This window comes from Trinickia sp., from assembly GCF_035492435.1.
Taxonomy (GTDB): Bacteria; Pseudomonadota; Gammaproteobacteria; order Burkholderiales; family Burkholderiaceae; genus Trinickia.
On record NZ_DATJJF010000094.1, the window covers coordinates 22,776 to 45,261 of the forward strand.

Annotated in this window: 21 protein-coding genes; 10 read left to right on the top strand and 11 right to left on the bottom strand. The window is 61.6% G+C overall.

Going from position 1 to position 22,486, the window contains the following annotated elements; translation table 11 throughout:
* Window positions 1-144: 144 nt before the first annotated feature.
* Both VL598_RS06795 and VL598_RS06800 read right to left on the bottom strand, forming a co-directional pair.
* The gene (locus VL598_RS06795) at window positions 145-1,392 is read right to left on the bottom strand and encodes an urea ABC transporter substrate-binding protein (RefSeq protein WP_325325934.1); all 1,248 of its coding nucleotides are present in this window, start codon (window positions 1,390-1,392) and stop codon (window positions 145-147) included.
* Window positions 1,392-1,652 (bottom strand): hypothetical protein, encoded by a 261-nt coding sequence (locus tag VL598_RS06800; protein WP_325325935.1) that lies wholly within the window; start codon window positions 1,650-1,652, stop codon window positions 1,392-1,394. The genes VL598_RS06795 and VL598_RS06800 overlap by 1 nt, the downstream gene beginning before the upstream one ends.
* A gap of 154 nt (window positions 1,653-1,806) precedes the next feature.
* On the opposite strand from VL598_RS06800, the gene VL598_RS06805 reads away from it, so the two are divergent.
* Together VL598_RS06805 and VL598_RS06810 are read left to right on the top strand one after the other, a co-directional pair.
* Complete coding sequence (locus VL598_RS06805; protein ID WP_325325936.1) at window positions 1,807-2,994, top strand: transporter substrate-binding domain-containing protein; 1,188 nt, start codon at window positions 1,807-1,809, stop codon at window positions 2,992-2,994.
* Entirely contained in the window at window positions 2,991-3,593 is a 603-nt protein-coding gene (locus VL598_RS06810; protein ID WP_325325937.1) for an ANTAR domain-containing response regulator, read from the top strand. The genes VL598_RS06805 and VL598_RS06810 overlap by 4 nt, the downstream gene beginning before the upstream one ends.
* Window positions 3,594-3,641: 48 nt before the next feature.
* Here VL598_RS06810 and VL598_RS06815 read toward each other — a convergent pair whose 3' ends face one another.
* Window positions 3,642-4,007, bottom strand: a complete 366-nt coding sequence (locus tag VL598_RS06815; RefSeq protein ID WP_325325938.1) for a DUF4148 domain-containing protein — start codon at window positions 4,005-4,007, stop codon at window positions 3,642-3,644.
* A gap of 328 nt (window positions 4,008-4,335) precedes the next feature.
* Between VL598_RS06815 and VL598_RS06820 the strand changes: the two genes are divergently transcribed.
* The 3 genes from VL598_RS06820 (at window position 4,336) to VL598_RS06830 (ending at window position 10,349) form a co-directional block, all read left to right on the top strand.
* Window positions 4,336-7,527: an efflux RND transporter permease subunit gene (locus VL598_RS06820; protein ID WP_325325939.1), complete on the top strand. Its 3,192-nt coding sequence runs from the start codon at window positions 4,336-4,338 to the stop codon at window positions 7,525-7,527.
* Between the two features lie 147 nt (window positions 7,528-7,674).
* Window positions 7,675-8,832: an efflux RND transporter periplasmic adaptor subunit gene (locus VL598_RS06825; protein WP_414718670.1), complete on the top strand. Its 1,158-nt coding sequence runs from the start codon at window positions 7,675-7,677 to the stop codon at window positions 8,830-8,832.
* Between the two features lie 23 nt (window positions 8,833-8,855).
* Window positions 8,856-10,349 (top strand): efflux transporter outer membrane subunit, encoded by a 1,494-nt coding sequence (locus VL598_RS06830; RefSeq protein ID WP_325325941.1) that lies wholly within the window; start codon window positions 8,856-8,858, stop codon window positions 10,347-10,349.
* A gap of 34 nt (window positions 10,350-10,383) precedes the next feature.
* Here VL598_RS06830 and VL598_RS06835 read toward each other — a convergent pair whose 3' ends face one another.
* The 3 genes from VL598_RS06835 to VL598_RS06845 all read right to left on the bottom strand — a co-directional run bounded on the left by VL598_RS06835 (window position 10,384) and on the right by VL598_RS06845 (window position 13,524).
* Window positions 10,384-11,805 (bottom strand): heavy metal sensor histidine kinase, encoded by a 1,422-nt coding sequence (locus VL598_RS06835; protein WP_325325942.1) that lies wholly within the window; start codon window positions 11,803-11,805, stop codon window positions 10,384-10,386.
* A complete protein-coding gene (locus VL598_RS06840; protein ID WP_325325943.1) occupies window positions 11,805-12,485 on the bottom strand; it encodes a heavy metal response regulator transcription factor in 681 nt (226 codons plus the stop codon). The genes VL598_RS06835 and VL598_RS06840 overlap by 1 nt, the downstream gene beginning before the upstream one ends.
* Before the next feature lie 178 nt (window positions 12,486-12,663).
* Window positions 12,664-13,524 (bottom strand): MBL fold metallo-hydrolase, encoded by an 861-nt coding sequence (locus VL598_RS06845; protein ID WP_325325944.1) that lies wholly within the window; start codon window positions 13,522-13,524, stop codon window positions 12,664-12,666.
* A gap of 166 nt (window positions 13,525-13,690) precedes the next feature.
* On the opposite strand from VL598_RS06845, the gene VL598_RS06850 reads away from it, so the two are divergent.
* A complete protein-coding gene (locus VL598_RS06850; protein WP_325325945.1) occupies window positions 13,691-14,296 on the top strand; it encodes a GNAT family N-acetyltransferase in 606 nt (201 codons plus the stop codon).
* 15 nt (window positions 14,297-14,311) lie between these two features.
* Here VL598_RS06850 and VL598_RS06855 read toward each other — a convergent pair whose 3' ends face one another.
* The 4 genes from VL598_RS06855 to VL598_RS06870 all read right to left on the bottom strand — a co-directional run bounded on the left by VL598_RS06855 (window position 14,312) and on the right by VL598_RS06870 (window position 16,976).
* Complete coding sequence (locus VL598_RS06855) at window positions 14,312-14,737, bottom strand: phasin family protein (protein ID WP_325325946.1); 426 nt, start codon at window positions 14,735-14,737, stop codon at window positions 14,312-14,314.
* Between the two features lie 222 nt (window positions 14,738-14,959).
* Window positions 14,960-15,454, bottom strand: a complete 495-nt coding sequence (locus VL598_RS06860; RefSeq protein ID WP_325325947.1) for a ferritin-like domain-containing protein — start codon at window positions 15,452-15,454, stop codon at window positions 14,960-14,962.
* 168 nt (window positions 15,455-15,622) lie between these two features.
* Complete coding sequence (locus VL598_RS06865; RefSeq protein ID WP_325325948.1) at window positions 15,623-16,207, bottom strand: thiamine phosphate synthase; 585 nt, start codon at window positions 16,205-16,207, stop codon at window positions 15,623-15,625.
* A gap of 82 nt (window positions 16,208-16,289) precedes the next feature.
* The gene (locus VL598_RS06870) at window positions 16,290-16,976 is read right to left on the bottom strand and encodes a DedA family protein (protein WP_325325949.1); all 687 of its coding nucleotides are present in this window, start codon (window positions 16,974-16,976) and stop codon (window positions 16,290-16,292) included.
* Window positions 16,977-17,200: 224 nt separating this feature from the next.
* Here VL598_RS06870 and mutL point away from each other — a divergent pair, with 224 nt between their 5' ends.
* The 4 genes from mutL to VL598_RS06890 all read left to right on the top strand — a co-directional run bounded on the left by mutL (window position 17,201) and on the right by VL598_RS06890 (window position 21,111).
* Window positions 17,201-19,327, top strand: a complete 2,127-nt coding sequence (gene mutL, locus VL598_RS06875; protein ID WP_325325988.1) for a DNA mismatch repair endonuclease MutL — start codon at window positions 17,201-17,203, stop codon at window positions 19,325-19,327.
* Between the two features lie 10 nt (window positions 19,328-19,337).
* Window positions 19,338-20,303, top strand: coding sequence for a tRNA (adenosine(37)-N6)-dimethylallyltransferase MiaA (miaA, locus tag VL598_RS06880; protein ID WP_325325950.1), 966 nt, complete (start codon window positions 19,338-19,340; stop codon window positions 20,301-20,303).
* 287 nt (window positions 20,304-20,590) lie between these two features.
* Entirely contained in the window at window positions 20,591-20,851 is a 261-nt protein-coding gene (locus tag VL598_RS06885; protein ID WP_325325951.1) for a type II toxin-antitoxin system prevent-host-death family antitoxin, read from the top strand.
* Window positions 20,848-21,111, top strand: a complete 264-nt coding sequence (locus tag VL598_RS06890; protein ID WP_325325952.1) for a Txe/YoeB family addiction module toxin — start codon at window positions 20,848-20,850, stop codon at window positions 21,109-21,111. Before VL598_RS06885 ends, VL598_RS06890 begins: the two co-directional genes overlap by 4 nt.
* 219 nt (window positions 21,112-21,330) lie before the next feature.
* Here the strand turns inward: VL598_RS06890 and purM are convergent, their stop codons facing one another.
* A complete protein-coding gene (gene purM, locus VL598_RS06895) occupies window positions 21,331-22,407 on the bottom strand; it encodes a phosphoribosylformylglycinamidine cyclo-ligase (RefSeq protein ID WP_325325953.1) in 1,077 nt (358 codons plus the stop codon).
* Window positions 22,408-22,486: the final 79 nt, after the last annotated feature.

Genomic DNA, 22,486 nt, shown 5'->3' on the forward strand with positions numbered 1-22,486 from the left:
GACTTGTTGCTGAAAACCGCGCCGCGAAGCGGTAGCGATCGGCGAGCCAACGCATGGCGAGAATGCTGCGAGCCGTTCGCGTCGCTCGATTCGTGCGACTCGTTCGATTCGCCAGATAGGCTCACCATGCGTGTGCCCCGCACGTCATGCCTTGCTGATGAATGGGCTGAACGGCACCGGCTTTTCGATATCTTTCGACTTCCACAGGATGTCAAAGCCCTGATTGGCGTTGATCGAGCCGATCATGTCGCCGCGCCAGAGGTACTGATTGGATGCGTCCATCTTCACGGTATAGCCGGCCGGATCGACCATCGACTGTCCCGCAAGCGCCGCGCGCACCGCGTCCGGTTTTGTCGATTTGGCTTTCTCGGCTGCCTGCGCCCACATATGGATGCCGAGGTAGGTGGACACCATCGGATCAATGATCATGTCGGGTCGGTGCTTCAAGTTGTGCGCCGTGACATAGTTCTTCCAGTCGAGCTTGATCTGCCGGTTTTGCGGCGTATCCACATTCTGGAAGTAGCACCAGCAACTCAGATGGCCGACGAGCGGCCGCGTGTCGAGGCCTTCCAGGTCGCTGTCGACAACATCGAGCCCGAGGATGGGGATATCGGTCGCGCGGATGCCTTGGTTGACCGCCTCCTTGAACAGCGCCGGAATGGAATCGCCGACGACGGTCATGACGACGATCGCTTGTCCGCCCGGCTGAGCAGCGAAGTCCTTGATGTCGCGCACAATCGTTTGGAAGTTCGAGTAGCCGAAGGGCACGTAATGCTCGCGCCAGGCCGACTCCGGAATGCCCTTCGTCTTAAGGTAGCCCTTGAGCATCTTGTTGATCGTGCGCGGCCACACATAGTCGCTGCCGATCATGTAGAAGCGTTTCGCCTCGCCGCCTTGCTCGCTCATCAGGTAATCGATGGCGGGCAGCACGGAGCTGCTCGGGGGCGAGTTCAGATAAACGACATTCTTCGACTCCTCTTCGCCTTCGAAGTGAAGCGGATAGAAAAGAAGATTGTCTTGCGCCTCGACCACAGGCAGGATCGACTTGCGCGACACCGAGGTCCAGCCGCCGAAGATGGCCGAAACGTGATCGCGCAGAATCAGTTGTTTCGAGAGCTGGGCGTACATCGGCCAATCCGAGGCGGGGTCGACCACCACACCTTGCACCGGCCGCCCCATGACGCCGCCCTTCGCATTGATCTGGTCGAACGTCATCAGCGCCATGTCCTTGAGCAACGATTCGCCGTTGGCCATCGTGCCCGACTGCGAGAACAAAAGGCCCAGCTTGATCGGATCCGCGCCGCCGGCCGCGAACGCCGCCTTGGGCAGTGTCGAGCCGGCAGCCGTGATCACCCCCGAACCGAGCGCCGACAAAAAGGTACGCCTTTTCATTAAATTGACTCCGCAATGAACAAAACCGCGAAACAAAAAAAGCCCGAAACCAGACGAGCTGGTTTCGGGCTTTTTTGGCCGGTGTCATCAAGAACGCCTTTGTCCTCAACGACGAGAAGAGATGCCGGGGCGACTCGATCGTCGGCGCGCAGCACGGCTTGATACGCAATGAGCGTGCCAGCGTGAATCGAGCCTGCCACATCGATGGTGATAGCGAAGATCGGAGCGCGTTGGAAGCTCCCTTTGAAGCTCTTTCGCACACGGCAAGAGAGCGTCTCGCCCCATGCAACCGCTTGCCACGCGGACGATCCGCAAGGCATTATGAATAAGCGGCTTGGACGGCACATCGCTCGGGCTTCAAACGATGCATGCGGCACACTTCAAGTGCATCACCGCACCAACTCAGACCATCCCATGATTCGACAGGACACAGACTGCACAAGCGGTCCCATCAAGATCGGCGTGCTCTATTCTTCCAGCGGCGCCACGGCAGCGGCCGAGCGGACACAACTGCAAGCGACCCTGCTGGCAGCGGAAGAAATCAACCGCGCGGGTGGCGTACTGGGGCGCGAGATCGAACTGGTTTGCCTCGATCCGCAGTGCGAGCCGCGTCGTTATGCCGATCTTGCCGAGCAACTGATTCTCGAGCACCGAGTGCGAATCGTCGTGGGCTGCTACATGTCGAGCACGCGCAAGGCCGTCATACCAACGATCGAGCGGCACAACGCGTTGCTCTTTTACGCCACGCCTTACGAAGGGTTCGAATACAGCCGCAATGTCATCTACACCGGCGCGGCACCGAATCAGAACACGTTGCCACTCGCAGGCTTCATGCTGACGCACTATGGCTCGCGCGTGTGCATGGTCGGCTCGGACTACGTCTGCCCCTACGAGTCCAATCGGGTGATGAGCGATCTCATTCTCGAGCGCGGCGGAGAGAAGGTCGACGAAACGTATTTGCCGCTCGACGCGCGGTGGGAAAACTACCTTGACGTTGCGAAGCGCATTCGCCAGCTCTCACCGGACTTCATCTTTTCGACCGTCGTCGGCGAGGGGATTTCGCTTCTTTATCGCGCATTCCAATACGTCGGCCTCGATCCCTATCGGACACCGATCGCGAGCCATACCACGAGCGAGGCGGAGGTCGCCCTCATGGGCAGCGACGTCGCCGAAGGCCACATCACCTCGGCCGCGTATTTCCAAAGTATTGAAACGGAGGCGAACCGCGCCGCGCTTGCGCGCTATCAGGCACGCTTCGGCGACGACTCGCCGGCGAACATGTGCTGGGAAGCGGCTTACTTTCAGATGCACCTGCTCGCCGATGCCATACGGCGCGTGCGCACGGATGATCCGACACTCCTACAGCGCGTCCTGCCAGGCCTCGAGTTCGATGCACCGCAGGGCCGCGTGCGAATCGACGAGCACAACAACCACACCTACCTGCATCCGCTGATTGGCCGTGTGAACGGCGCGGGCCAATTCGACATCATCGGCCGTGCGCCCGAGCGCGTAAAAGCCGATCCGTACGTCGTCTCGCATACGACGCCGCGCTGGACTGCGCAGGCCGTCGCGCACTCCGTGCCGTACGGAGTGCAACGATGAAGCGCTCCGCGGCAACGCCCGCGATTCTGCGCGATCTGCGCTCACTCAAAGTCGTCGTTATTCATCCACGCGATCAGGATGGCGATGAGCTGCTCGCACAGCTGCAGCGAATCGGGTGCGCGGTCGATGTGTTCTGGCCACGTGTTGATGCGCTGCCCGCCGATACCGGGCTCGTCCTCATGGCGGTACGGCCCGAAACGCTGTCGACGCACTACCCTTGGCTCGACACCCCATCGGCACCGCCCGTCATTCCGGTCGTTACCTACGAAAACCCAGTCACAATCGAAGCGGTGTTGCAACTCAACGCGTTTGCGACGATCCCCTCGCCAGTCCGTTCGTTCGGACTCCTAACGGCCATCGCCGTCGCACTGTCGCAGTCCAAAACGAGTCGTGCCCGCGAGCGTTACATCGAACGGCTCGAGCAAAAGCAGGCCAAGGTGCGCGTAATCCAGCAGGCCAAGCAGATCGTGATGACCTCGCGCGGCGTTTCCGAGGACGAGGCGTATCAGTTGCTGCGCTCTCAGGCGATGGTCAAGCGCGAACAGATCGAGACGGTGGCCGGGCAGATCGTCAAAGCACACGAGACCTTGAGCTTCTGAGCCTGCCACGTCCCATGTCGGCTGCAGCGGCAGCCGAATCATCGTTTATCAATGGCCGGTGTAGATGGACTTGACGACAGGCGGTTCCGAGCCACCCGACACCGCACCGCCCGCTGCGGCGCTTTGCTCAGCCACACCACCCACCGAGGTGCTCGCGAGCGTTTCACCTGATGCGGCGACCTTCGCTTCAGCTGCCTGGATGTCGGCCGGATAATGGATATCCTTCGTGCTGGGGCGATAGCCCGCCTGTTCGAGGCGAATCAGATCAGCACGAACTTCTGCGCGAGTCAGGGGGCCGTTGTTCGTTTGTGTCAACGTTTGTGCCGACGCTTGATTCGAAGTTTGCGCGACGGCGAAAAGAGGCGTAGCCAGCGCACATGACAGAGCAACAGTCTTGATCAACGATTTCATCATTTCTCCCTCTCAGAACGTGACGCCGGACGCCATAGCGAGCCGGCTCCTTCGCTCGCCAAACATCAACTGAGCGTAACGACAGTCTGCGATTCGGGCGCTGACTTCAAGCTGTCATCTAGATTACATCTTCGTAATTTGCGCAGCGGGCTCGAGCTCTCGCGCCCTATGACGTCCAGCACATCGCACGCCGGCACTCTGGGATAACAGCTTTGTAATGGTGAGGTAACGGCTCGGTAAGCGCCTTGCCCGCAGACTTCCGGGGTCAATCGCGCATTGGGGGCTCCCGCCCTCGACGCGCGCCTGCAGAACTCAGCCGCAAGGACCCGTCATGTGGATCGTCAGACTCGCGCTGAGCAGACCCTACACGTTCATCGTCGTAGCCCTGCTCCTGTTCATTCTCGGGCCGCTCGCCATCATGCGGACGCCCACCGATATCTTCCCGAACATCGACATTCCGGTCGTCAGTATCGTCTGGTCGTACAACGGGTTCTCCGCCCAGGACATGGCGCAACGGATCACGACGCCTTATGAGCGCTCGCTCACAACCGACGTGGACGACATCGAGCACATCGAGTCGCAATCGTTGGCGGGCGTCTCGGTCATCAAAGTCTTCTTCCATCCGGGCGCCGACATCAATCGTGCCGTCGCACAGGCCGCATCGAACTCCGCTTCGATGCTGAAAAACCTGCCGCCGGGTACGCTGCCGCCGAACATCATCGTCTATAGCGCCTCCACGGTGCCGATTCTGCAGCTCGGCTTATCGAGCAAGACGTTGTCGGAACAACAGCTGTACGACCTCGGCAACAGCTTCATTCGCACACAGCTCGCGACTGTGCAAGGCGCGGCCGTGCCTTTGCCGTTCGGCGGCAAGGTGCGCCAGGTCATGGTCCAGCTCGATCCGCGCAAGATGCAGGCGAAGGGCTTGGCTCCGATCGACGTGGTCAACGCCGTCAATGTGCAGAACCTGACGTTGCCGGGCGGTACCGCGAAGATCGGTACGCGCGAATACAACGTCGAAATGAACGGCAGTACGCAAAAGCTCGAGGAGCTCAACGATCTGCCGATCAAGGTCGTCAACGGTACGGTCGTGTACGTGCGTGACGTCGCTCACGTCATCGATGGCTATGAACCGCAGCAGAATATCGTGCGCGCTGACGGCAAGCGTGCCGCGCTCTTGACGGTGGAAAAATCCGGAAGCGCTTCGACGCTCACGATCATTCAGCAGATCAAGGACATCCTGCCGCATGTCGCCGCGGGCCTGCCTTCGTCACTGAAGATCACTCAGATGGGCGACCAATCCGTGTTCGTGAAATCGGCGATCATGGGCGTGGTGCGTGAAGCGCTGATCGCCGCGTGCCTGACAGCGTCGATGATCCTGCTCTTCCTCGGCAGCTGGCGTGCGACACTCATCATTGCCGTGTCGATCCCGCTTGCGGTGCTCACGTCGATGATCTTGCTCTCGGCGCTCGGGCAGACGATCAACATCATGACGCTTGGCGGTCTCGCGCTCGCGGTCGGTGTGCTCGTCGACGATGCGACGGTGGCCATCGAGAACATATCGCACCACCTCGAGAACGGCGAGCCGCTGCATGAGGCCATTCTCGTCGGCGCGGGGGAAATCGCAACACCGACCTTCGTCTCGACGATGTCGATCTGTATCGTGTTCGTCCCGATGTTCATGCTCTCGGGCGTGGCGCGCTATCTGTTCGTGCCGATGGCCGAAGCGGTCGTCTTCGCGATGTGCGCATCGTATTTCTTCTCGCGTACGCTGATTCCAACGCTCGCGATGTACTTGCTGCGCGAGAAGACGCCGCATGAAGGTGCCCCGACGGGACGTTTTGCCGCCGTTATCCGCTTTCAGCACGCGTTCGAACGACGCTTCACCGTCTTGCGTAACGGCTATCGTGGTGTGCTCGAAGGCGCGATCACGAATCGAGGCCGCTTCATTCCGATCTTTCTCTTGCTGTGCTTGGGATCGCTCGCATTGGTGCCATTCCTCGGTCGCGACTTTTTCCCGGCCACGGACGCCGGTGAAATTCGCTTGCACCTGCGCGCGCCGACGGGCACACGCGTCGAGCAGACGGCCCGCATCACCGACGAAGTCGAGAACAAGATCCGCAGCGTGATTCCCGCTAACGAACTCGGTTTGGTCCTCGACAACATCGGCCTGCCCGTTTCCGGCATCAACCTCACGTATGACTCCTCGCAGCCGATCGGTACATGGGACGCGGACGTCATGATCTCGCTGAAGGAGAATCACAAGCCCACCGCGCAATACGTCGCGAAGCTGCGCAACGTGTTGACGGCCTCGTTCCCCGGCGTCACGTTCTCGTTCCTGCCGGCCGATATCGTGAGCCAGATCCTCAACTTCGGCCTGCCATCACCGATCGACGTACAGATCGTCGGCAACAAGCTCGACCAGAACCGCGTGGTGGCGAATCGCTTGCTCGCGCAAATGCGTAGCGTGCGAGGCCTTGTCGATGCCCGCATCCAGCAGCCGGGTGATGAGCCGACAATCAACATCGACATCGATCGCACGAAGGCGATGCTGGCTGGCCTCACGCAGCATGACGTCGCGCAGAACCTGCTGATCGCGCTGTCGGGCAGCTCGCAAACGACGCCAAACTTCTGGCTCAACCCGCAAAACGGCGTGACGTACCCGTTGATGGCGGAGGTGCCGCAGTACGACATTCACTCGCTGCAAACCCTCGCCAATATTCCTTTGACGACGTATGGCACCTCGGTCCCGCAAAATCAGATCGGCACGCTCGGTACGATGTCGCGCTCGTCGCAGCAGGCGGCCGTCTCGCACTACAACGTGCAGACCGTGCTCGATATCTACGCGTCCGCGCAAAGCCGTGATCTCGGCGGTGTTGCCTCCGATGTCCAGCGGCTCGTGGATCAGGCGCGGGCTCAACTGCCACCGGGCTCGTCGATCATCCTGCGCGGGCAAGCGCAGTCGATGCACGATTCGTTCGTCGGCTTGGGCGGCGGCCTTGTCTTCGCCGTCTTGCTCATCTATTTCCTGATGGTCATCAACTTCCAGTCGTGGATCGATCCGCTGATTATCGTGAGTGGCCTGTCGGCCTCGTTCGCGGGCATTGCGTGGATGCTGTTTGCCACACACACGACGCTGTCCGTGCCCGCGCTCACCGGCACCATTCTCTGTATGGGTATCGCGACAGCGAACAGCATTCTCGTCGTCAACGCAGGCCGGGACCTGCTTGCCAACGGCAACGCACCGCTGGTTGCGGCACTTGAGGCCGGCTTCAGTCGGTTCCGGCCAGTGATGATGACCGCGCTTGCGATGCTGATCGGCATGTTGCCGATGGCACTCGGCCTCGGCGACGGCGGCGAGCAAAACGCACCGCTCGGGCGCGCCGTGATCGGTGGGCTTTCGTTCGGCACGATGTCCACGCTCATGTTCGTGCCCGTGGTTTTCGGCACGGTGCACACATGGCTCGCGAAGCGTCAATCGCGTCATGCCGCCGCTCAGTCGCGGCCGGCCGGCGCCAACTGAACTCCGTCTGCAGGAAGACCAGTTATGAATACGCCTAACAATACCCAGTCCAATCGCGACAATGTCATCGATGCCGACACCGCCTCCGAGGCGCATGAGGCTCGCCACAGTGGCCATGACCACTCTGCTGCCGCCGCACCCCCAGCGATGAAGCGCACCCGGCGCGGTGCGCTGCCGATCGCGCTCGCCTGCATGGCCGCCGCGCTGCTCGTGGTCGGCATCATTCCGCGTTTGCACGCGAGCACTGAAGTCACGCAGCAGGTTGAGGCGCAAAGCGCCCTTGATGTACAGATCGTGCAAGCGAAGAAAGCTCCCGCTTCACAAGATCTCTTGTTGCCAGGCGCGGTGATGCCGTACATCGATGCGTCCATCTATGCGCGTACAAGCGGCTACCTCGTGCACTGGTATGCCGACATCGGCACCAGAGTGAAGGCCGGCCAGACCCTTGCCGTCATCCAGACGCCTGAACTCGATGCCCAGCTGACTCAGGCGCGCGCGGACGAGGCGACGGCGCAGGCAAACTTCCAATACGCCAAGACCACGTCGGATCGCTGGCAGCAGATGCTGCAAACGCAATCGGTCGCGCAGCAGGACGCCGATACGAAATTGAGCGACATGCAAGCGAAAAAGGCGATGCTGGACTCGGCACGGGCCAACGTTGCCCGCCTCACCGAGCTCGTCTCATACGAGAAGGTCGTCGCACCGTTCGACGGCCTCATCACGAAGCGCAATATCGACATCGGCTCCTTGGTGACGGCAGGCGGCGCGCCCGGCGTCAACACACCGACGAACGGCAGCGAGCTTTTCCATATCCAGCAGACTTCGACGTTGCGCGTTTTCGCCGATGTCCCGCAGGACGACGCCGGCATGATCACCCCGGATACGCCGGTCTATCTGACGACGCAACAGTACCCGGGCCGGCGTTTCGCCGCGAAGCTTGCCCGCACGACCGACGCGATCGACCCGTCGAGCCGGACGCTGCGCGTGGAAGTCGATGTCGACAACCAGGACAGTACGCTCATGCCCGGTGCCTATGCCCAGGCACACCTTGCGCTCGTCTCGTCGCACCCGCAGATCGAGCTACCGGTGAGCGCCCTGCTCTTCCGCCCGAACGGCGTGGTTGTCGCCGTTGCCGGCGAGGATGGCAAGGCACATATCAAGACCGTGACCATCGGCCGCGATTTCGGCACGTTCGTGGAAGTTGCGACCGGCCTCACCCCGACGGATCGCGTGATCGACAACCCGGGCGACTCCATCAGCGAAGGCGAGTCGGTTCAGGTGATCACGCCCGACGCTCACGCATGAAGCGCGACCGACGGAGACTGACCATGAGCCATCCTCATTTTGACGTGCCATTTCTGCGCAAAACTGTGGCCGCCTGTGTCGCCTGCGCGTGCGCGGCGTGTTCGACGCTCCCCGACTACAAAAAGCCGACGCTCGACATGCCGCAGCACTATGCGAACGCCGCGGCGACGGATTCGAAGTGGAGCACCGCCACACCAGGCGATGCCCTCTCGCGCGGACAGTGGTGGACGATATTCGACGATCCCGAACTCAATAGTCTCGAAGCGCGTATCGACGTTTCGAACCAATCGGTCCAGAAAGCCGTGTCGATGGTGGAGCAAGCGCGTGCGATGGTTCAATATCAGCGCGCGGGATTCTTGCCGACCATCACGGCAGGCTCCGCCGTTTCGCGCGCGCGCCTTTACTCGCAAAACGTAGCGGGCCACGCCACGGCCGGCAAAACCTATCCCGACTTTTCGGTGGGGGTGACGGCGAGTTGGGAGCCCGATTTGTTTGGCCGAGTCAAGGACGCTGTCGTCAACGCACGCGATACGGCTCAGGCTTCTCAGGGCGATCTTGAATCGGTGCGGCTATCGATGGCCAGCGACCTGGCCCTCGACTACTTCAACTTGCGCGCGCTCGATATCCAGAAGAAGCTGCTCGACGATACGGTCAAGGCTTACACTGACGCGTTCAATATCGTCGAGCAGGAATTCAAGGACGGTGCAGTCGACGGATCGGTGGTTGCGGCGGCGCAAACGCAACTCGAAACCGCGCGCACGCAAGACACGGACATCGACGTTTTTCGCGCACAGTTCGAGCATGCCATCGCCACGTTGATCGGTGTGCCGGCCTCCTCTTTCTCGCTGACGCCCAGCGTAACGCCGGTCGCCGTACCCGATATCCCTGTTGGCGTTCCCTCGCAATTGCTCGAACGCCGGCCTGATATCGCGGCAGCCGAGCGCCGTGTTGCAGCGGCCAACGCGCAAATCGGCCTGGCCCATGCCGCCTACTACCCGAACCTCAGGTTGTCGCCAACGGCCGGCCTGGAGAGCTCGTACTACGGGCCCTGGTTCACAGCAGGCAGCCTGTTCTGGGGGCTTGGCGCACAGCTTGCCGGGACGATCTTCGACGGGGGGCAGCGCAACGCCATGGTCAACAACGCGAATGCGCAGTACGAGGGAACGGTTGCCGATTACCGGCAGACGGTCCTGGTCGCATTCCAACAGGTGGAAGACAATCTCTCGGCCTTGCATACATTGGCCGACGAGGCGCAGACGCAGCGGCGCGCCACCGAGGCGGCCCAACTATCGCTAAAGCTCACGACGAACCGATTCCAAGCCGGCGCGGTGAGCTACCTCGATGTAGTAACAGCCCAGAGCATCGCGTTGATGAACGAGCGCAACGAGGATCAGATCCAGGCTCGGCGTGTCGATGCTGCGGTCTCGCTCATCAAGGCACTGGGGGGCGGCTGGAGCAGTGCGTCGCTCAAGGAGACGGAGACACCGGCATCCAAGGAGCAGATGACGAGCCGCTAAGCGCGAAGGCGCCCCCAATGCATCCGTCGATGCTTTACAGCCTGCACGGAAAGGTGAGGATGAAGCGCGTGCTCACGGCATCGCTTTCGGCATGGACGGTGCCGCCGTGCAGCTCCATGATCGTGCGCACGATCGCAAGCCCGAGACCGGCCGAGCCGGCCGATTTCGAATCGCTCTTGCGTGCCGGGTCTGCACGATAAAAGCGGTCGAAGATGCGCTCGAGCAACGCCGCATCGATCGCGGTGCCTTCATTGGCCACTGTGATGCGAGTCGCCTTTGCCATTTGTGTTGCCCGCAAGACGATGGCCTTTCCCGGCGGCGTGTAGCGCATCGCATTCGCGAGCAGATTGTTGACGGCACGCCGGAAAAGCTCGACGTCGGCTTGCAGCTTGGCTGTGCCGTCGACCTCGACATGCAGGCGGATATTCGCCTCCTCGGCTACGCCTTCGAAGTATTGGGCAATCCGGGTGAGCTCGGCATTCGCGTCAAGCACACGCAAGCGCGTCACGAACTGCGGATGCTCGGCACGTGCAAGAAAGAGCACGCTTTCGATCATGCGCGACAGTCGTTCGCACTCCTCAAGATTCGACGCAAGCAGCGTTTGATATTCGTCGACCGTGCGCTCGCGCGCGAGCGCGACTTCCGTCGCCCCGCGCAGATTGCCGAGCGGCGTGCGCATGTCATGCGCGAGATCGGCCGTGTGCTGTGAAAGCCGCTCGAAGCCGCGATGGAGCCGATCGAGCATGGCATTCAACGATTCGATCAATGCGCGCAGCTCGGAAGGTACCTTCTGCACTTCGATGCGCGTATCGAGTCGATCGACTGTGATCGTTGCCGCGCTGGCCGCGATCTCGCGCAGCGGGCGCAGCGCCACGCTCGAGAGCATCCAACCGAGCACGAACGCGAGCAACATGCCGACGAGCCCGAACGCGTAAAGACGATCGCGGTAATGAACGAGCAAAAGCCGCCGGTAGGTCATGTCGCGCGAGACGATTGCCGTCACCGTCGTACCGTCGCGCAATCTCAGCTCCGACGCGATGCCGTGCATGGGCCCGCCGCTGGCGTCCTGCCACCGGGCGAGCGCATTCGCCGTGATGCGCTCGCCATAGGGCACGCGTTGCATCCACACCGGCAGCGATGCTCCATCTCCGAGGCGCTCGGCATTGTGCTGGATGAGGAGGTGCCGATCGGCGTCAAGAATACGCAACGCCATTTCGCGGTGACCGAGCACTTGACTGACAAGACGCGCGGCATGCTCGCGCAGATCCGGCACGGAGGAGAGTTCATCCGCAAGACGCCGCACGTGCCGCGAAATCAGCACGATGTCGTTATCGTCCTCCTGCATCACCTGCCGCTCGAGCGCGTAATACAGCATGCTTCCGACTAGCGCGAAGACCACAAACGTGATTGCGCCGAAAGCGATCGCAAGCGTGGCAGAGAGCGAACGCCCCCTCATCAGAGCTCCTCTTTCGGCTCGATCACGTAGCCGACGCCACGCACCGTCTGAATCAGCTTGATGGGGCTGCCTTCGTCGATCTTCACACGCAAGCGGCGTATCGCCACCTCGACAACGTTCGTATCGCTATCGAAGTTCATGTCCCACACATACGAGGCGATCTGTGTGCGGCTCATGACCTCGCCCTGATGGTCCACTAGCAGCTGCAGCAGCGAAAACTCCCGCGGCGTGAGATCGATGCGCCTCGAGCCGCGGCGCACGCGCCGGCGGCTGACGTCGATTTCGAGATCGGCTACCCGAAGCACCTCGGTTTCACGCGGCGGCCCGCGGCGCGCCAGCGTGCGCACGCGTGCAAGCAGCTCGACGAATGCGAACGGCTTGACGAGGTAATCGTCGGCACCGAGCTCGAGCCCATGCACCCGATCGTGCACATCGTCGCGTGCCGTCAGAAACAGAACGGGCGTGGTCGAACGTTTGTCACGCAATGCTTTCAGTACGGACCATCCGTCCATCGTCGGCAGCATGACATCCAGCACGATCACGTCATAGTGCTCTTCCTGCGCCAGCATCAGGCCCTCGGCCCCATCCGCCGCGATATCGACGGAATACCCCGATTCCTGCAGTCCCTTTTTCAAATACGCGCCCGTTTTGGGCTCGTCTTCTATCACCAGTATCCGCATGGATGCGCTCGCAACGCATTGAATCAACCCCGATTCTAAGCCGAACGGGCTCCTTGGCGAAAATTGTGCGGTCCGCTCTCCGACAATCGAATCGTCCTTGATTAGTAGTCCGAAGTAGTCCGAAGTAGTCCGAACTAAGCTACTCAACACGAGAGGCGCTCGGGCCGCCAGCAGATCGTCAAAGCAAATCGAGAGGAATCTTGAGGTAGCGGATACCGTTCGACTCGGGACGAGGCAACGCACCGGCTCGAATGTTGACCTGGATCGACGGCAGGATCAGCGTCGGCATCGAAAGCGTTGCGTCCCGACGTGTACGCATCTCCACGAAATCGGACTCGGACACACCATCGTGCAAGTGGATGTTCGTGCGACGTTGCTCTGCGACCGTCGTCTCCCAGCACACGTTGCGCGATGGCGGCGGATAGTCGTGACACATGAAAAGCCGCGTTTCTTGCGGCAACGAGAGCAGCTTTCGCACCGAATGATAAAGGGCGTGTGCATCGCCGCCCGGAAAATCGCAGCGCGCAGAACCCACGTCGGGCATGAACAACGTGTCGCCCACGAAGGTGGCATTGCCGATCACATACGCCATGTCGGCCGGCGTATGCCCTGGCACGTGGATGGCGCGTGCCGCGAGCGCGCCGACAGTAAATGTCTCGTCGGGAGCAAAGAGGTGATCGAACTGCGCGCCGTCTGCCGCCGCATCCACCTCGACATTGAATACGCCTTGAAATGTGCGCTGCACCGTTCGGATCTGCTCGCCAATCGCGATGCGGCCCCCAAACGTCCGCTTCAAATACTGCGCAGCGGATAAATGGTCAGCATGCGCATGCGTCTCGAGCAGCCATTCGACGGTGAGGTGTTGCTCACGTACGAACGCGATCACGCGATCGGCCGAGCACGTTGCCGTGCGCGCCGACTTTGGGTCGAAATCAAGCACGGAATCGATAATTGCGCAGACCGAGCCGGCTCCCGCATGCACCACGTAAGTCAATGTGGAGGTGACCGAATCGAAAAAGGGTTCTACCAGAGGCTGCATGGGAACTCCATTCAATCGATGGAACGGCGTCACTCACTATATACCCCGCATACCGTTGCGCACGCCCTCTTCCAGCGAGATGCGATTGCAAACGGCATATCGTCTGAACTAAGATCGCAGCGCAAACAACTTCCCTCACAGCGGAACCGGAAGTACCCGATTAAAAATGGAAAAGTCCACGGTCGAATCATTTGAAGCGTCTTCTCCCACAACGCTTCCTTCTCGCGTCGAGGCATCACAGACTGGTATCTCGCTTCGCGCGTCGACGCTTGCTGACCGGGACTTCCTGATGGGCGTTTTCGAGAGCACGCGAATCGACGAATTTCGCGCCTCAGGCCTCGATGAGCAAACGATCCGGGATTTGCTCGCGCACCAGTTTTCAATGCAGGACACGTACTACCGGCGTCATTATCCGAACGCTCGTTTCGATGTCGTGCTGAACGGAGAAAGGGCCATTGGCCGCCTGTACCACGAATGGAATTCCAATAGCGGCGAAGCGTTAATCATCGATATCTCGCTCTTGTCGGCCTATCGCGGCGCAGGCATCGGCACCCGGCTCATGAAAGCGGTCGTGGCCGAAGCGGCGCGGCGGGAGATGGCTGTGAGGATTCAGACCGAATTCAACAACCCCGCGCGCGCACTTTACCGCCGGCTCGGGTTCGAGCGAATCGGCGACAACGGCGTTTACGAACAGCTGCGCCGGGCAGCCGCGCCGTTCGCCAATGAGGAAGTCACACCCGTTGCGGGGCTTTCGGGCAACGCGAACGAATAGAGATTCGCGCCCGTGCTACGCGGAAACGGCGCGTAGACCGTAATGATTAGCCATCGCTGATCCAGCTTGGGGAGGCCTTGCCGCATCGCTAAGCCATGACACCGTCCACTGCATGTACTCGTCCATGCTTTGCCACCCCAGTCCCACGTTATCGGCCACCGTGTCGATGGCGATGTCGCTGGCATGGCGCCAGTACGCGAGCGCTTGCTTCAAGCTCGCTTGCGTCTGTGCGCCCGACAGATTCACGAGCCTCTCGAACGAGGGTGTGCACACCGTCTCCTCAGCAATCGCCCGTTGCTCGGCGAACGTGGTCTTCACCGTCTCGAGATTGAGCTCAGTCAACTGCGCGAACCCTTCGTACGTCCTCCGGGCGATGTCGCCCGCGGGTACCACCACTGTCCTGCCGATATGGCCGGCGCGTTCGATTGCGAGTGAACTCATCGTCCTCCTCCGTTCAATGCTTGGGAACTGGGTGACCCCGCCGGGCACGGCCTTATCCGTTGTACCCACTGGCCGCAGAAACACGGGGAGCTGACCCAGGGATGTATCGCCGATGCGGGCTAGCGCGCGCGACGGGTTTCGGATTAGCGGCGCCTAACGCCCCCCTGAGTGCTCTCTCGAAGCTCCTCGAAACTGCTGTCCAGCCTTTACGCGGCCATGTCCTCACGCTTCCTGCGCTTGTGGATTGCCGACCGTCTGAGCAAATTTCGACAACTTCAGATCGGTCGCCTTTTCCTCTTCCAAAGTCTCGCTTAGCAATCTCACGGCCTCATCGCGGCCAAGTAGCTTGCCGATCGCGCAGAGCGTCCCGTACGCGGCGATTTCGTAGTGCTCCACTTTCTGAGCCGCGCCGACGAGGCCTGCGTCGAGCACCGGCCCCTTTCCCATCTCATCGATCATCTCCTGCCCTTCCTCGATGAGTCCTTCCATCGCTGCACACTTCATCCTCTTCAAACGGAGTCCGCAAACTTCGACGACCTTGTCGATCCGTTCTATCTGGCCCTCCGTTTCATGCAAGTGTGTCTCGAATGCCTTCGACAATTCTTCGTTGCTGGCCGCTCGCGATAGTCTGGCGAGTGCGCGCGTCAACTGCTTTTCAGCGCTGTAAATGTCCGAAAGATCGTGCAGGAATAAGTCTCCCAGCGACTTGCGTGCCATGGTGATCTCCTTCTCTGTCAATTCGATGAGGTTTCTCGTCGAGCGCGAGGCTCGCATTGAAATCCGCAACGTGCGTGCCTCGAAACGCCGTCAACGAGGCCGGCTCTCGACTAAAGGAGGGCTAGCAAGAGGCGTCAAGCTTGACGCCGGGCAGGTAAGAGCCACGATCTACCAGAGCGCGGAAATTGCCGCGATACCTTGAGCGCCCATCGCTCGAGCTGCTTCAGAATGCGATGGCGACATCCCCCCAAGCGCATAGACGGGCACCTGTGCGTGTGCCAAGAGCTCGCCGAAGCGTTGCCATCCCAGCGTCGGGGCACCAGGATGACTCGCCGTCGGCAGTACAGGCGAGAGCGTGACGAAATCGGCCCCGACCCGTGCTGCCTGCGCCAACTGATCCTCGCTATGGCAAGCCGCTGAAAGCAGCTTGGACTCCGGCACCATTCTTCTCGAGCACTGCATGAGCCGCTCGCTGCTCAAGTGCAGACCGTCTGCGTACACGTCCGGCGCGTCGGAGGTAGGTCCGTTGAGAATCAGCCGGGCGCCGCGCGCGTGACACTGATTGAGCACTCGCGCTGCAAGCAAGTCGAATCGGCCCGCATCAAGCTGCTTCGCGCGCAGTTGCACTAACGCAATGCCGCGCACCAATGCGTGATCGAGCCGCATGACGAAGGTGTCGAACCCGCCATCGACATCCGCGACGGGTTCGGGCGTGATCAACAGGAGTTCGGGAAGGTGTTTATCGGTGCGCATTCGCCGAGACTACCGAAACTACCGAAGGACAACAACGAGCGCGCGTTTCGACTTGCCGCTCCATCTCATGACAGCGTCGATCTCAATGGCTGTCGGGCTTGCGCACCATCGGCGCAGGCCCCTTTTTCCGCCACAGTTTCCAGATCGCCGCCAAAGTAACGGGCACGATGGCAGCCCCAATACCCACGAGCACGATCAGGTTCAAGTACTGCCGCACGAACGGAATGTTGCCGAAGAAGTAGCCGGCCAGCACGAGCAACAGCACCCACAGCGCCGCGCCCACTATGTTGAAGAACTGAAAACGGCTCAAGCTCATTCCCGAGACACCTGCCACGAACGGTGCAAACGTACGCACGACCGGAATAAACCGGGCGAGGACGAGAGTCTTGCCGCCGTGCCGCTCATAGAAGTCGTGCGTCTTTTGCAATGCGGCGCGATCAAGAAAGCGCTCGAGGAGAGGAACATGCGTATTGAAAACCTTCGGCCCGATTGCTCGCCCGATCACGTAATTGAGACTGTTGCCGCCAATCGCCGCGGCCAGCAGCAGGACGATGAGCCCCGGCAAATTCATTTGCCCCGCCGCACAAAAAGCGCCACCGATGAAGAGCAGCGAGTCACCCGGCAGGAACGGCAGGATGACGAGTCCCGTCTCGCAAAAGACGATCAGAAAAAGAACCGCATACACCCATTCGCCGTATTGTTTGACGAAGTCACCGAGAAATGTGTCGATGTGAAGAACCAGTCCGGCGAAATGAAGTAGCGTGTCCAAGGCGTACCTTTTTAGTAGAGTGCCCTTCCATCGAAGCGGCGGGACGATCGAATAGTCGCGCCATGATACCGAAAGTGTTCGACCCAATTCGCGAAATGACGGCTTGGATTGGCGCTGCATCCACTCGCTATAATCGCGCCATGTCTGAGTTTCCCGAATCGTCGGCTAACGCCGCAGACGCCCAACAGGGAGTCTCCCAACCGGAAGGAAGTTCGCCTGAGCCAATGGGGGCTGCTGAGCTGCGCTCGCCCTCCGCCATGGCCCCGCGAGCCCGTTCGGCCCCGCGTGCCATCCAGCCGCTGCCCGACCAGCTGATCAGTCAAATCGCTGCCGGCGAAGTTGTCGAACGTCCGGCCTCGGTTGTGAAGGAGCTGCTGGAAAACGCAATTGACGCCGGCGCGACAACACTGCGCATCTTGCTCGATGCCGGTGGCGTCAAGCGCATCTCCATTACCGACGACGGGTGCGGCATCCCGGCCGCCGAGCTGCCGCTCGCGTTGCTGCGCCATGCGACGAGCAAAATCCGCTCGCTTGCTGAGCTCGAGTCCGTCGCCACGCTTGGGTTTCGCGGGGAGGCAATCGCATCGATCGCTTCAGTCGCCGAGATGCACATCACAAGCCGCACGGCCGATGCCGCGCACGCCACGCGCATCGATGCGCAGACCGGCGCGCTGACGCCCGCGGCCGGCGGCGTCGGCACGACGATCGAAGTTCGCGAGCTTTACTTCAGCACGCCCGCTCGCCGCAAGTTCCTGAAGAGCGAGCAGACCGAGCTTGGCCACTGCATCGAAATGATTCGTCGCGTCGCGCTCGCGCGCCCCGACGTGGCGATCTCGGTCCTCCACAACGGACGCGCGCTCGAGCATTGGAACGCGAGCGAGCCGGTTCAACGCGTGACGAAAATTCTCGGCGAAGCTTTCGCGCAGGGGCATTTGCCGCTCGACGAAGCGGCTGGGCCGCTCGCGGTCTACGGCTGCGCCGGCCTGCCGACGGCAAGCCGCGGCCGCGCCGACCAGCAATACTTTTTCGTCAACGGCCGCTTTGTGCGCGACAAGCTGCTCACGCACGCCGTACGGGCTGCCTATGAAGACGTGCTGCACGGCGACCGCTATCCGTCCTACGTGCTCTTCCTCGACTTGCCGCCCGAGGCAGTCGACGTGAACGTGCACCCGTCCAAAATCGAAGTCCGCTTCCGCGACTCGCGTGCAGTGCACCAGTTCGTGTTCCATGCGCTGCAACGCGCACTCGCCCGTCATGCGGGCGCGTCGCCGGCAACGACGGCAGGCGCTCACGCGGCGCATCTCGAGGCCCCCCTCACGCCGGGGGCCGCTGCGGCAACCGGTGTGACGTCGCTGGGCGCCACCGAGCGGGGCGCGCCAGGCCAGCCGATTGCGCCTCGCTCAGGGACGACATGGATGCGCGACGCGCGGATGACGCAGGGGCGTCTGCCCATCGCGGAACCTCTCGCACTTTACGACGCCCTCTTCGGCCGCAAGGACGTGAACGGAGGCCAGGAATCGCTTCGCGCCGAGGGGCAAAGCCTGGGCGCAGCGCCGTCCCTCGATGGCACGTATAGCGCGACCGATTCGGAGAGCGTGGGGCGTTCTTCGAATGCGACGATGTACTTCGCTCGAGACGCCGCGGATGCGATGACGGGCGACGTCGCTCGCACCAACAGCGATACCGGGCTGCAAACCCGCGACGGCCTGCTGCCGAGATCGGCAGAAACGACGTCGGCCGCCCTGCACGCGAACGGCCCGGATGATGAGCACCCGCTCGGCTTCGCAGTCGGCCAGATTCACGGCATCTACGTGCTCGCGCAAAATGCGCGCGGTCTGGTCGTCGTCGACATGCACGCAGCCCATGAGCGCATCCTCTACGAACAGTTCAAGCGAGCGCTTGCGCAGCGATCCGTGGCCGTTCAGCCGCTGCTGCTGCCGATATCGATGCCGGCCAATGCCGTGGAGATCGGCACGGCCGAGGAGGAGCGGGACACCCTCGCCGCGCTGGGGTTCGATCTTGCCGTGCTCTCGCCGACTTCACTCGCCATTCGCGCCGTGCCGGCGCTGCTCAAAGACGCGGACCTGCTGGCGCTCGCGCGAGCCGTGCTCGCCGATCTCCACGCATACGGCGGCTCGCGCATCCTGACCGAGCGTCAGCACGAGCTGCTCGGCACGCTGGCCTGCCATCACGCGGTTCGGGCGAACCGGCGTCTGACGATCGATGAAATGAATGCCCTGCTGCGTCAGATGGAGGCAACCGAGCGTGCGGACCAATGCAATCACGGGCGGCCGACGTGGTATCAACTGAGCATCGCCGATCTCGATCGGCTGTTCATGCGTGGGCAGTGAGCGTAACAGCATGACCCGCACCGCCATCGCCTGCCTGCTCGGCCCCACCGCTTCGGGCAAGACCGCTGCCGCGCTCGCGTTCGCCGCGCGGCACCCCGTGGAGATCGTGAGCGTCGACTCCGCACTCGTCTATCGCGGCATGGACATCGGCACGGCCAAGCCCACGCACAGCGAACGCGCGGCCGTGCCGCATCATTTGATCGACATCGTCGAGCCGACGCAAAACTATTCCGCCGCGGAGTTCCGCGCCGACGCGCTGCGGCTCGTCGGCGAGATTCTCGGGCGCGGGCGGGTGCCACTTTTTGTCGGCGGCACGATGCTCTACTACAAGGCACTTACGCAAGGCCTGCACGATCTGCCTTCGGCCGATGCCACCGTACGCGCGCAACTCGAAGCCGACGCGGCCCGCGAAGGATGGCCGGCGCTGCACGCTCGCCTCGCCCAAGTGGACCCAGCCACTGCCGCCCGGCTTGCGCCGAACGACGCACAGCGGATTCAGCGTGCGCTCGAAATTTTCATGCTGACCGGCCGGCCGATGTCGGCGCTGCTTGCCGATACCCGCGAGGTGCAGGATGCGGCTCACGACGCGGCCATGCCGTACCGCTTCCATCCCATCGCGCTCGAACCCTCTGATCGTGCCGTGCTGCACGAGCGCATTGCACAGCGCTTCGACGCCATGCTGGCGGCGGGCTTCATCGACGAGGTGACGCGTCTGCGCGCGCGTGGCGATCTCCATCCCGGCTTGCCGTCGATGCGCTGCGTCGGCTACCGGCAGGCCTGGAACTACCTCGATGGAGAGATCGACTACCCGACGATGCGCGACACGGGCATCTTCGCAACACGCCAGCTCTGCAAAAGGCAGCTGACGTGGCTGCGATCGATGCCGGAGCGCGTCGTGATCGACTGCTGCTCGGAAAACGCTACGCAGCAAGCGGTGCAGGCCATCGAGGATGCGATGGCGACCCATACCGATTGACGGAGCTTGTCGTACAGCAGGCCCCGGCGCGCAACTTCGACGAAATCGTTTCGAGCGGGTTACTCGCCTTGGTCACCGCCTTGTATCCATTGCATAGGATGGATAGCCCGGAGACTGTGGCCCGATAACACGCAAAAACGCGCTCGTTGAGCATCTCGGTTTTATTTGAGCAGCCCTACGCCAAGGAAAAGCGCCTCACCCCTACCCGTACAAGTAATCGTACAGGTAGGGGCGCATGTGATACACTTGTACTTGTTTTAGTACAAGTTTCCTTTCGAGGAGGGCATATGCGCACAATCCCGTTTAGCGACGCACGAGCCAATCTTAAGCGCGTTATCGATCAGGTCGTCGATGACGTGGACGTTACGCTCATCACCCGGCGCGACGCACCCAATGCGATTGTCATGTCCCAAGAGCATTACGACAGCTTGATGGAAACGGTACATCTGCTGCGCTCTCCGGCTAACGTTGCCCATCTAGAGCGATCGATCGCGCAGTTGCGTGCAGGCAAGGTCAAGCCCCGCAAGCTGGTCGAAGACGGCGAATGAGCGCCCTGAACATCATGTGGACCGCTGAGGCGTGGGACGATTATGTCTACTGGCAGGGGCAGGACAAGAAGACGCTCAGACGCATCAACCAACTCGTTAAAGACGTTCAGCGCGCGCCATTCGAGGGCATCGGTAAACCCGAGCCCCTAAAGGCGAACCTGACAGGTCTGTGGTCGCGCCGCATTGATGATACGAATCGACTGGTCTATGAGATCACCGGTACGCAGATAAATATCGTCTCGTGCCGTTACCACTACTGAGCACCGATGACGCCACGGAAAACGGTGAAAAGCCCATGTTCTGATATCAGAACATGGGCACAGGGCGTTAGGCGACAGTGACAGCGCTTACTTCTTCCTCCTCAAGATCAAGGCTGCCTTTATCCCCGGTAATCCGTGAAGCACAAAAAAACCGCTTGAGCCCAAACCCAAGCGGTTTCTTTTTTAGCTAAGGCGCCGATAAAAGCGCCCGCCCTTTACTCAAACCACGATCGTCTGCGCCTCGCCTTCGCGCCGCTCGCGCACCTGACCGATCTTCCAGACTTGCTCGCCGGCTGCCTCGAGCTCCTGGACCGCGACGTCAGCATCGGCTGCGGCCACAATCACCGCCATGCCGATGCCGCAGTTGAACACGCGGTGCATCTCCGCGTCGGCTACGCCACCGTGCTGCTGCAACCAGGTGAAAAGCGGCGGCATCGGCCACGCGGCGTGGTCGAGTTCGGCCGTGAGGCCGTCACGCAGCACGCGCGGAATGTTTTCGACGAGCCCGCCGCCCGTGATATGCGCCATGCCCTTGACCGAGATTTTCTGCATGAGCGCGAGCAGCGGCTTCACATAGATCCGCGTCGGTGCCATCAAGGCATCGGCCAGCGTCCGGCCATGGAAGTCGGCCGTGAGGTCGGGATTCGCGCGCTCGATGATCTTGCGTACGAGCGAGAAGCCGTTCGAGTGAATGCCGCTCGATGCCAGCCCGAGCACGACGTCGCCAGCCGCGATCGTGCTGCCGTCGATGATCTTGCTCTTTTCGACAGCGCCAACCGCGAAGCCCGCCAGATCGTACTCGCCGTCGGGATACATGCCCGGCATCTCGGCCGTCTCGCCGCCGATGAGCGCGCACCCGGCAAACTCGCAGCCCTGGGCGATGCCCTTAACGACGGTGGCGGCCGTGCCGACGTCGAGCTTGCCGCAAGCAAAATAGTCGAGGAAGAACAGTGGCTCGGCACCCTGTACGAGGATGTCGTTGACGCTCATCGCCACGAGATCCTGGCCTACCGTGTCGTGCTTGTTCAGATGAAACGCGAGCTTGAGCTTCGTGCCGACGCCGTCGGTGCCGGATACGAGCACGGGCTCTCGGTATTTCTTCGGCACTTCGAAAAGCGCGCCGAATCCGCCGATGCCGCCAAGCACGCCGTCGCGCAGCGTCTTTTTAGCGAAGGGCTTAATTGCGTCGACGAGCGCGTCGCCCGCGTCAATATCGACGCCCGCGTCGCGATACGACAGGCCTTGAGCCGAGTGTTCTGGATGCTGGCCATCCGCAGCGGATTTCGGGTCGTTCATGGGGGAGTGCGTGAAGGTCGGTAAAATGCGATTTTACCCGATGCCGGCCGCAGGCTCGAAATCGGTTCTCCGATCAACC